The 10641-nt window shown below is 74.7% G+C and carries 7 protein-coding genes; 6 read left to right on the top strand and 1 reads right to left on the bottom strand.

Annotation, left to right across the window (positions count from 1 at the left end; genetic code table 11):
- Positions 1-146 precede the first annotated feature (146 nt).
- Genes AB8Z75_RS10155 through AB8Z75_RS10130 form a run of 6 tightly spaced genes read left to right on the top strand, consistent with a single transcriptional unit; the run spans position 147 to position 8429 of the window.
- Positions 147-1127 carry a UbiA family prenyltransferase gene (locus tag AB8Z75_RS10155; protein ID WP_369201117.1) on the top strand — a complete coding sequence of 327 codons (981 nt, stop codon included), beginning with the start codon at positions 147-149 and terminating at the stop codon, positions 1125-1127.
- On the top strand, positions 1124-2533 hold the full coding sequence (locus AB8Z75_RS10150; protein ID WP_369201116.1) for an NAD(P)/FAD-dependent oxidoreductase: 1410 nt from the start codon (positions 1124-1126) through the stop codon (positions 2531-2533). Before AB8Z75_RS10155 ends, AB8Z75_RS10150 begins: the two co-directional genes overlap by 4 nt.
- Positions 2530-4107 (top strand): AMP-binding protein, encoded by a 1578-nt coding sequence (locus tag AB8Z75_RS10145; protein WP_369201115.1) that lies wholly within the window; start codon positions 2530-2532, stop codon positions 4105-4107. The genes AB8Z75_RS10150 and AB8Z75_RS10145 overlap by 4 nt, the downstream gene beginning before the upstream one ends.
- Before the next feature lie 46 nt (positions 4108-4153).
- Positions 4154-4978 (top strand): trans-aconitate 2-methyltransferase, encoded by an 825-nt coding sequence (locus tag AB8Z75_RS10140; RefSeq protein WP_369201114.1) that lies wholly within the window; start codon positions 4154-4156, stop codon positions 4976-4978.
- A complete protein-coding gene (locus tag AB8Z75_RS10135) occupies positions 4975-6759 on the top strand; it encodes a CoA transferase (protein WP_369201113.1) in 1785 nt (594 codons plus the stop codon). The genes AB8Z75_RS10140 and AB8Z75_RS10135 overlap by 4 nt, the downstream gene beginning before the upstream one ends.
- A complete protein-coding gene (locus AB8Z75_RS10130; protein ID WP_369201112.1) occupies positions 6756-8429 on the top strand; it encodes a class I adenylate-forming enzyme family protein in 1674 nt (557 codons plus the stop codon). Before AB8Z75_RS10135 ends, AB8Z75_RS10130 begins: the two co-directional genes overlap by 4 nt.
- Here the strand turns inward: AB8Z75_RS10130 and AB8Z75_RS10125 are convergent.
- The gene (locus AB8Z75_RS10125; protein WP_369201111.1) at positions 8419-10479 is read right to left on the bottom strand and encodes a phosphocholine-specific phospholipase C; all 2061 of its coding nucleotides are present in this window, start codon (positions 10477-10479) and stop codon (positions 8419-8421) included. The two genes, AB8Z75_RS10130 and AB8Z75_RS10125, sit on opposite strands and share 11 nt — an antisense overlap.
- Positions 10480-10641 lie beyond the last annotated feature (162 nt).

The raw sequence follows: 10641 nt of genomic DNA, 5'->3' as shown, positions 1-10641 counted from the left end.
GCCCGACCGGGCATCCGCCCCGCCGGGCCGGGAGAACCGACCCGCCCGACCGGGACATCCGACCCGGCCCGACCGGGACATCCGATCCGGCCCGACCGGGACGCCCGACCCGGCACAGCCGGGAAACCGAGGAGAAGAGCAGCACAATGACCAGTCACGCCCATTCCGGGCCGCTCACCGCCACCGGTTCGCGCGTGGAGCCCAAGGCGCGCAGCTTCGTGCGGCTCGGCAAACTCGACGTCTACGACTACTACACCAGCATCCTGGTGGCCCTGGCGGCCGTGCTGCTGCCCCTGTCGCGGTTCGACGCGGCGGCCGGCTGGGCGATGGCGCTGTTCCTGCTCGGCGAGGTCTTCGTCGTCATGTCGATGGTCGCGCTGGACGACGTGACCGGCTACCGGGACGGCAGCGACGCGGCCAACTACGGGCCGAACGACCCCCTGCGCAGGAAGCTGCGCAAGCCGCTGATCGCCGGGACGCTGACGCCGCGCGAGGCCCTGGGTTTCGCGTGGGCCACCGCCGCGGCGGGCGCCGCGCTGTGGGCTGCCGCCGTGGCACTCGCCCCGCACCGGCCCGTCTGGACGCTGGTGCTCGTGCCCGCGCTGTTCGTGGTCGCGCTCCAGTACTCCTACGGGCTCAAGATCAGCTACCACGGCTTCCAGGAAGTCTTCCTGGTCGGCCTGGGCGTCGCTTTGGTGCTGGCCCCCTACGGGCTGGCGGCTGGGCACTTCTCCGGGTTCGTGCTCGTCGCGGGCGTGCTGTTCGGGGCAGGTCCGCTGATGTTCGGCGTCTACTCCAACACCAACGACATCCCCGGCGACCGCGCGGTGGGGCGCCGCACCGTGGCCTGCCTGGTGGGCCCCCGGGGCAACGCCGCCTTCGTCGGCGCGCTGTCCGCTGCCGAGTTCCTGCTGGGCGCGGTCGCGAGCGCGACGGGGATCGCGCCCTGGTGGTTCGTGGTGCTGATGCTGCCGGTGACCGCGCTGCGGGCCCGCCAGTACCTGACGGGCTTCCGCGGGGACGGGGACATCATGCGGGCCCGCAGGCAGGGCTTCGTCGTGCACCGGGTCAGCACCGTGCTGCTCGTCGCGGCGGGGCTGCTGCACGGCGCGGAGGCCGCCGCGTGAGCGGGCGCCCTGAGGTGGACGCCGTGGTCGTCGGCGCGGGCGTCGCGGGCCTGACGGCCGCGCACGAGCTGCGCCGCGCCGGCATGCGGGTCCGGGTGCTGGAGGAACGCGACGAGGTGGGCGGGCGGATGCACAGCTTCCGCCACGACGGCTGGACCGTCGACGAGGGGGCCGAACAGATCTCCGAGCACGGCTACCGCGCCACCTGGGAACTGCTGCGGCGCCTCGGCGTGCCGGACGAGGACGTGCCGCTGATCGGCAGGTCGATCGGGGTGTGGCGGGCCGGGAGGGCCCATCCCGGGGTGGCCGCCAGGAGTGCCGCCGCCACCGGTGCGGGGCTCGCACCCCGCGCCCGCCTCGATCTGCTGCGGCTGACGGCGTGGCTGGCCCGGCACGGCTCCGCGTTCGACGGCGACCGCCCCGAGCGCACGCCCGTGGGCGCGGCGACAGTCGCGGAGTTCGCCCACCGCTACCACCCGGACCTGCACGACTACCTGCTCCAGCCCGTCGCGGGCAACTTCTTCGGGTGGCGCACGGAGCACTCCGCCGCCGCGCCGTTGCTGAGCCTGCTGCGGTCGGTCGGCACCACCGAGCGGTGGCGCACCTACCGGGACGGCATGGACCTGTTGACGCGGCGGCTCGCCGAGGATCTCGACGTCGTCACCGGCGCCGCGGTGCGCGAGGTCGTCTCCGAGCCCGGTTTCGCCCGGGTGCGGCTGGCCGACGGCCAGGTGACGGCGCGCGCGGTCGTGCTGGCCGTACCGGCACCGGTCGCCGCGCGGCTGCACGCCAACGCGCCGGCGGACGAGTTGCCGTTCCTGTCGGCGTGCGCCTTCACGCCCGTACTGAAGGTGAGTTGTCTGCTGGACCGGCCGCTGGCCCCGCCGTCGCCGCAGCCGCTGTACGTGCTCCTGACGCCCGCGGCCGAGGAGAGCGTGCTGTCCGGCATCATCGTCGACCACGCCAAGCATCCGGCGCGAGCGCCCGCGGGCAAGGGGCTGCTCACGCTGATGGCCGCGCCCGGGCAGCTGCCCGCGCTGCTGCGCGCACCGGACAAGGAGGTCGCCGACCAGCTCGTGGCCGCGGCCGAACGGTACGTACCCGGCCTGCGCCGCGCCTGCACCAACACCTTCGTGCACGGGTTCGCCCACGGGCTGCCCGAGGCCACTCCGCAGGCGCTGCACCACCGCAGGGCGTTCGCCGAGCGGCCGGTGCGGCCCGTGGAGTACGCCGGGGACTGGATGACCCTGCGCCCCGCCAGCGAGGGTGCCGTGCGCGCGGGGGCGCTGGCGGCCTCCCGGGTCCTGGCCCGAACGCGGTCCCGGCTGCCTGGGCCCAGGTCCGCTCCCCCAGACCGCCGTCCCGTCTCCGGCGCCCTGGTGGGCGGCGGAAAGGAGAGCGAGTGAAACCGCACGACATGGGTGTCCTCTTCGACGAGTGCGCCGACCGCGGCGTCAGCACCCGCTTCCACCTCGACCGGCCGTTCGACATCGGCGGGGAGGAGGCGACGCGTTACACCGTGCCGGAACTCGCCACGCTGGTACGGCGGGCCGCCGGCTGGTTCGCCGCGGCGGGCGCGGGCCCCTCCGACCGGGTGGCCATCGTCAAGCCCAACCACTGGGACTACGACGTGCTGGCGTGCGCGGCCGTGCGCGTCGGCGCCGTCCCCGCGCAACTGTCGGCGGACCTGCCGCACCAGGCCCTCGTCACGCTGCTGCGGCGGCTGCGGCCCGCCCTGCTGGTCACCACCGCCGCGATCTGGGAGCGACTGCGCGCGGCCGAGCCCCCAGCGCCGGCGCACACCACCCTCCTCCTGGACGGCTCCGCGCCCGGAGCCCTCGCCCTGGCCGACGTGGCCGGCATCCCGGCGCCCGCACCGCACCGGCGGCACGACGACGAGCCGCTGGTCATCAACCACACCTCCGGCACCACCGGGGTGCCGAAGCTGGTGGCGCACTCGACCCGCACCATCATCGGGAAGCTGGCCAGGTTCGAGACCGTGCGCTACCCGCGGATCGGTGTGCGGCGCGACGACACCCTCGTCAACGCCAACGCGTTCGCCCACGGCAGGACGTTCTGCTGGACGGCGAGCGCCCTGTGCCTGGACCCGGCCGAGATCGCCATCCTCACCGGCCAGGACCCCGATCTGGCCGACCCCGTCCTGCGCGCCCACCCGCCGACGATCGTCGAAGCGCTCCCCTCCGCCTACGTCCGCTTCCAGCCGCTGACCGCCCGCCTCGACAACCCCTTCCGCCGGGTGCGGCTGTTCATCAGCACCTACGACGCGATGCACCCGCCCACCCTCCGCGCCTACCTGCGGGCCAGCGCACACCGCGCGCCGCTGTGGATGCAGGGCTGGGGGCAGACGGAGACGGGTCCGCTGACGTTCCGCTTCCACACCCGGCGCTCCGTCGCGCACGCCTCCCAGGCGCGGGGCGTGGGACGTCCGGTGCCCGGCAAGACCCGGCTGCGCGTCGTCGACCCGGACACGTTCCGCACGCTGGGCCGCGGGCAGGCCGGGCTGGTGCTGGCCCGCACGTCCGCCTGCGCCGCCGGGTACGTCGGCGAGAACGAACGCTGGGCGGCCAAACGGCACGGCGCCTGGTGGAACACCGGCGATCTGGGGCGGCTGCGCGGCGACGGCAGTGTGGAGCTGCTGGACCGCGAGGTGGACCACACCCCGGGGCTGAGCTGCCTGCGCACCGAGGACCTGTTGGAGGACCGGCTGCCCGAGGCCGCCGAATGCGTGCTGCTGAGCCCCTCGGGACGCCGTCCGCTGCCGGTCGTCGTCACCCGGGACGGCCTGCTGGACCGCGCCGCCTGGGACCGGGCGGTGCGGGACCTGCCGCCGCTGGGCGAGCCGGTCGCGCTGACGTGGGACCAGGTGCCGCGCACCGGCACCGGCAAGGTACGCCGCACGGCGCTGCTGCGGCAGCTGACCGGGAGCGGCGAGACGGTGGGCTCGGGACGGTGGACGTGACGAGCCGCGCACCGGGCCCCGGCGAGAAGAGGGAGGACGGCACACCGTGGCCGACACACTGACGCAGGCGGCGCGTTACGCGTTCGACAACGACACGGAGCACAGCCGCGAGCAGCACCGCTGTCTGGCCGCCGCCTATGACGCCGCCACGTTCGCGCACCTGGCCGCGGCGGGGGTGGCGCCAGGCTGGCGGTGCCTGGAGATCGGGGCGGGAGGCGGCAGCGTCGCGCACTGGCTCGCCGAGCGGGTGCTGCCCGGAGGCCACGTCACGGCCACCGACGTCAAGCCGCACCACATCGCCGCCTGCGCCGGGCTGACGGCGCTCGCGCACGACGCGGCCACCGACCCGCTCCCCGAGGCGTCCTACGACCTGGTCGTCGCCCGGCTGGTGCTCCAGCACCTGCCCCAACGCACGGCGGTACTGGGCAAACTGGTGCGGTCCCTGGCCCCTGGCGGGGTGCTGCACGTCGAGGAGTTCGACACCTCCTACGAGCCGCCGCTGCTGACGCCCGACGAGGAGTCGGCCCGGCTCTACGGGAAGTTCCTGGACGCCAAGTGCGCCGTCTTCCGCGCGGGCGGCGGCGACCCGCACTGGGGGCGGCAGGTGCCCACGGCGCTGCGCGCGGCCGGGCTCGTGGACCTCGACGTGCGGCCCCGCATCGAGCTGCGCACCGCGGAATCGCCCGGCCTCCAACTGCAGTTGCACCACACCTACCACCTCCAGGACCGGCTGCTGGCGGCGGGCATGACGCTCGGCGAGCTGGAGAGGGTCCGGGCGCTGATGCGGGACCCGGAGTTCCGTGCGGCGTCCAGCGTCCTGTACGCCGTCCAGGGCCGCAGGCCCGGCGACGGAGAGGGGACGGCGGGGTGACGACGAGCCCGCCCCGCACCCAGGTGGCTCCCGCCCCCGCGGTGGCCCAGCGGGTCGCCGCCCGGCTGCTGGCCCTGGTGGACGACCCGGGCACCGCCGCCGTGCCCTGCCGCATCGACTGGACCGGCCCCGTCGACCTCCCCCTGCACAGCGAACAGGCCGTGCAGGCGGCGTGCGGGCTCATGGAGGTGCACGGCCGCGCCGCCGGACGGCCCACGCCGCTCGCCGTCGACTACGCCGGCACGGTGGCCGGGGTTCTGGCGGCACAGGGCGTCTGCGCCGCGCTGCTCGGCCGCGCCGCGGGGGCGGACGTCGCGCGGGTGCGCACGTCGGTCAGCCAGGCCGCGCTGTTCAGCGTCAGCCAGTACCTGGCCGCGGCCACCGCCGACGGCGACGAGGACGGTCCCCCGCCGGCGACCGCCACGCGGCGGGAGGCGCCCACGGACGTGGGCCACCGCCCCTTCGTCTCCGCCGACGGTGTGCCCTTCGAGTTGGAGGCACTCGACGCCGAACGGTGGCTGGGGTTCTGGCAGCGCCTGGGGGCACCCGGCGCCGCTCTCCGCGCGGGGTGGCGCCCCTTCCAGCAGCGCTTCGCGACGGCCACCTGCCTGCTGCCGCAAGCCCTGCACCGGGCCGCGGGCGCGGCGCCGTACTCGGCGATCCGTACCGCCGCCGCGCAGGCGGGGGCCGACGTCCTGCCCATCGGCGCGGATCCGGGCGGCGGTCGGACGCCACCGGCCTGGCGTCTGACAGCGCTGGGCGACGCCGCGGCCGACGTTCCGCCACCGGCCCCGGACGCGGTGCGCAGGCCGCCGGGAAGCGGGTGCGCCGCGACCGGGCGCTCTCCCCTCGCGGGGCTGCGCGTCGTGGAGTCCACCCGGCGCGTGCAGGGGCCGTTGGCGGGGCACGTGCTGCGGCTGCTCGGCGCGGAGGTGGTGCGGATCGAGCCCCCCGGTGGCGATCCGATGCGCGGCATGCCGCCCATGGCGGGCCCCACCTCGGCGCGCTTCCGCGCCCTCAACGACGGCAAACCGGTCGTCGAGGCGGACCTCACGACCGGTCGGGGCCGGCGCACGGTGGAGGAGCTGGTGGCGGACGCCGATGTCTTCCTCCACAACTGGGCACCGGGCAAGGCGGCGCGGCTCGGCCTGGACGCCGAAGACCTGTCCGCCGTGCGGCCCGGTCTCGTCCACGCCTGGGCCTCGGGGTGGGGCGACGCGCTGGGGGAAGCCCCTCCCGTGGGCACCGACTTCCTGGTGCAGGCCCACAGCGGGCTGGCCGCCGCCGTACGCCCCGCCCCTCTGCCGCCCGCCCCCTCGCTGATGACGCTCACCGACGTGCTCGGGGGGCTCCTGAGCGCGCAGGCGGTGCTGGCGGGGCTGCTCGCGCGCAACCGCACCGGGCGAGCCCAGCGCGCCGACTCCTCGCTCCTGTCCGCCGCGGCCCTCGTACCACGGCCGCGGCAGCGCGCCCGGTGGGGTCCGTGGGATGCGCCGCCCGCCACCGCCGACGGCCACCTGTGGCTGGGAGAGACCGCCCGCGCGCATCCGGAGCAGTTGGGGCGGGTCATCGGTGCGGACGCGGTCCGCTGCCCCGACACGGCCGCGGCCCGGCTGCGTTCGGGGACGAGCGCCGCGTGGGCGGCACGCTTCGCCGAGGCGGGCCTGACGGCGCTCCCGGTCGGCACCGACCTCGCGCGGCTGGCCGCCGACCCGCGCTTCTCCGCCGCCGTCCACCGCGACGCGTACGCGCGCCCGCTCGCCCCATGGGAGTTCCTGTGACCGCTGCTCGTGCCGCCTGGACGTCGAACGCGGGCGTGACCGTGCGGGACCTGGTCCCGGCCTCGCTCCGCCGCGCGTGGGTGCGCCAGGGGTGGTGCCCGGACCGCGACGTGTACGCCCTCTTCTCGGAGCGCGTGCGCGCCCACCCCCGCAGGGCGGCGGTCATCGACGCGTCGGGCACCGTCGACTACGCCGGACTGGACGCCACCGTGCGCCACTTCGCCTCCCGCCTGGCGGAGCACGGGTTGGGCCCGGGCGACATCATCGCCCTGCGGCTGCCCAACGGGCGGGCCGCGGTGGCCGCGGAGCTCGCCGTGGCGGCCGTCGGCGCGGTCGCCCTCCCCTACCCGCCGGGACACGGCAGCCTGGGGCCGACCGGGCTGCTGACGCGCTCGCGGGCCCGCGCCCTGATCGTGGCACGGGAGCGGGACGCGGTGCCGAACGCCGGCCTGCCGCACCTGGAGACGGTCTTCACCTGCGGCGAAGGCCCGCGCTCCGCCCAGTCGCTGACGGCCGGGGCCCGCAGGCCCTTCCGGCCCCGCGCGCACGATCCCGAGGCACCCGTCCGCCTCCTCGTCTCCTCGGGGTCGGAAGCCGAACCGAAGATGGTGGCCTACTCGCACAACGCGATGGCGGGCGGGCGTGCCTCCTACGTACGGGCTCTGCACGACGGTTCGGGGCCGATGCGCAACCTGCTGCTCGTCTCGCTGGCCTCGTCGTTCGGTTCGCTCGGCAGTTACGTCACGCTCGCCGCGCTCGGCGGCACGCTCCTGCTCCAGGAGAGCTTCGACGCGGCGGCGGCCCTGCGTACGCTGGTCGCGCACCGCCCCACCCACGTCTTCGGGGTTCCGGCGATGCTGCGCCGTCTGGCCGACCTTCCCCGGCTGCCCCGGGAGGACACAAGCGGGCTGCGGGCGCTCGTCTCCAGCGGGGCCGCGCTGCCCAGCACGACCGCCGAGGCGTGCCGCGCCCGTTTCGGCCGCCGTGTCCTGACCGTCTACGGCTCCTCGGACGGGGTGAACTGCCACACGGCCACGGGCGACGGCGGCGGCCCCACCTGCGCCGGGATGCCCGACCCCGCCGTCGCCGAGATCCGCGTCGCCGCACCCCGCGGCAGCGCGCTGCCGCTGCCTGCCGGGCAGTCGGGCGAGATCCTGGCCCGCGGGCCGATGACCCCCCTGTGCTACGTGGCGGAGCCAGGCCAGGACGCCCGCTACCGCACAGACGACGGCTGGGTGCGCACCGGCGACCTGGGGCGGCTGGACGCCGACGGGCGGCTGCACGTTCTCGGGCGTCTCAAACAGATCGTCGTGCGCGGCGGCTACAACATCAGCCCTGCCGAGGTAGAGCGGGAGCTGGGCAGCCATCCGGCGGTGGCCGAGGTGGCGTGTGTCGGTGTGCCGGACCCGGACCTGGGCGAACGCCTGTGCGCCTGCGTGCGCCAGGCCCCCGGCCCCCGGCCCGCGCCCCTGACGCTGGCCGCGCTCACCTCCTACCTGGAGGACGAGCGCGGCCTGGAGCGCCGGAAGCTCCCCGAGCGGCTGCTCCTCGTGGAGCGCATGCCGCTCGGCCCCACCGGCAAGGTCTGCCGCACCACCCTCGCCGGGATGACCGCGTCCTCCTCCGCCGGCAGGGCCGAGCCGCCCGCGTACGCGCCCGTCAGTCCGTGAGGGTGGCCGGGTCGCTGACGCCGGGCTCGCCCGTCTCGACGTGTCCGGCGAGCCGGCGCAGCCACGTCTCGTCGGTGTCGGTGGTGACCGACAGGTCGTACCAGCGCTTGGTGGAGCGCAGGCTCACCGTCCGCACCACCCGCGCGCCGGCCCGCACCCGGTGGGTCTCCTCCGCGCCGCCGTAGGCGTTGGCGACCGTCAGGTCGCAGTCGTCGTCGCCGTCGTTCGTCATGGTCAGCTCGATGTCACCGCTCTCGCCCAGATGGCGGGCGGTGACCTCCGGCCCGGCCTTGTCCGCGGGTCCCGCGAAGGTGCGCAGGAAGCCGCCGGGGCCGTGCGCCGTCAGGTCGTAGGCGCCCTCGGAGTAGGCCGCGTTCCACGTGTCGGACAGCTTCTTGCCCGCCTCGGTGGTGTAGGTCCACGGGCCGTCGGTGCGGTTGGCCGAGGTGACCAGGAAGAAGGCACCGGCCTGCTCGCCGCCGCTGAAGGTGAGCGTGAACTTCCCGTCGGCGACCTGCGCCGAGCCGTCCACCAGCGGCGCGTAGGGCAGCGGCCGGGTCGGGCGGGAGCCCGGCTCCTGCTTGGGCAGCACCGGCTTGGCCGGGGGCTTGGGCACGTAGGAGTCGTGCCGCTCGTTGTCCGGCGGCTCGTAGGCGCCGGTGTCGGGCAGCGAGGCCGGGTCGGTCTCCTTGAGCCCGAAGTCGAACGCCGAGGTCAGATCGCCGCAGATCGCACGGCGCCACGGCGAGATGTGCGGCTCGTGCACGCCGAAGCGGCGCTCCATGAAGCGGATGATCGAGGTGTGGTCGAACAGTTCGGAGCAGGCGTAGCCGCCGGTGCTCCACGGGGAGACGACGAGCATGGGGACGCGCTGGCCCAGGCCGTAGGGGCCGGGCTCGTAGCCCTTGACGCCGCCGGTGTAGGAGTCGAGTTCGGTGGTGACGGTGGAGCGGCCCTGCGCGGCGGAGGCCGGCGGGTAGGCGGGGACGACGTGGTCGAAGTAGCCGTCGTTCTCGTCGTAGGTGATGAACAGCGCGGTCTTCGCCCACACGTCCGGGTTGGAGGTGAGCGCGTCGAGGACCTGCGAGATGTACCAGGCTCCGTAGTTGGCGGGGAAGTTCGGATGCTCGGTGAACGCCTCGGGGGCGGCGATCCAGGAGATCTGCGGCAGCTTGCCGGACTGCACGTCGGCCCTGAGGACGTCGAAGAAGCCGTCGCCCTTCTTGGCGTCGGTGCCGGTGCGGGCCTTGTCGTAGAGCGCGTCACCGGGCTTCGCGTTCTGGTACTTGGTGAACCACAGCAGCGAGTTGTCGCCGTAGTTGCCGCGGTAGGCGTCCTCGATCCACCCCCAGCCGCCGTCCTCGTTCAGCCCGTCGCCGATGTCCTGGTAGATCTTCCAGGAGACGCCCGCCTGCTCCAGCCGCTCGGGGTACGTCGTCCAGCCGTACCCGGCCTCCTCGTTGCCGAGGACCGGGCCGCCGCCCTTGCCGTCGTTGCCCGCGTGCCCCGTCCACATGTAGTAGCGGTTGGGGTCGGTCGCCCCGATCATCGAGCAGTGGTAGGAGTCGCAGACGGTGAAGGCATCGGCGAGTGCGTAGTGGAACGGGATGTCCTCGCGGGTCAGGTAGGCCATGGTGCCGGGCCCCTTGGCCGGTATCCACTGGTCGTACCTGCCCTCGTTCCAGGCCTGGTGCCCGCCCGCCCAGTCGTGGTTGAGGCCGGCGATGAACTGCATGCCCAGGTTGTCGGCGTCCGGGTGGTAGGGCAGCACGTCCTTGGAGCCGTCCGACTGGTGCCAGACCGTCTTCTTGCCCGTGGGCGCCATGGGACGGGGGTCACCGAAGCCGCGCACACCGCGCAGGGAGCCGAAGTAGTGGTCGAAGGACCGGTTCTCCTGCATCAGCACGACGATGTGCTCGACGTCGTCGATGCTGCCCGAGCGGCGGGCGGCGGGGATCGCTGCGGCGCGCTGGATGCTGCCGGACAGGGCCGAGAAGCCCGCGGTGGCACCGGCGATCTGGAGGAACCTGCGGCGGTTGAGTGCTGGCATCTGTCTGCTGACCTCACAAGGGTGTGCGAAAACGTGCGAGTCAACGGAGTCTGTCAAGAAGAACCCCGCCCAGGGAAGTCACCTGTATGAACAAGTTGGCAACATCTGAGGACGAGAAGCCACCCTCTCACCCACCTCTACCTGCACAATCGCGACGTATCC

Source organism: Streptomyces sp. PU-14G, from assembly GCF_041028275.1.
Lineage (GTDB): Bacteria > Actinomycetota > Actinomycetes > Streptomycetales > Streptomycetaceae > Streptomyces.
Note: the sequence above shows the minus strand (reverse complement) of the source record. Positions and strands in the feature narration are given on the sequence as shown.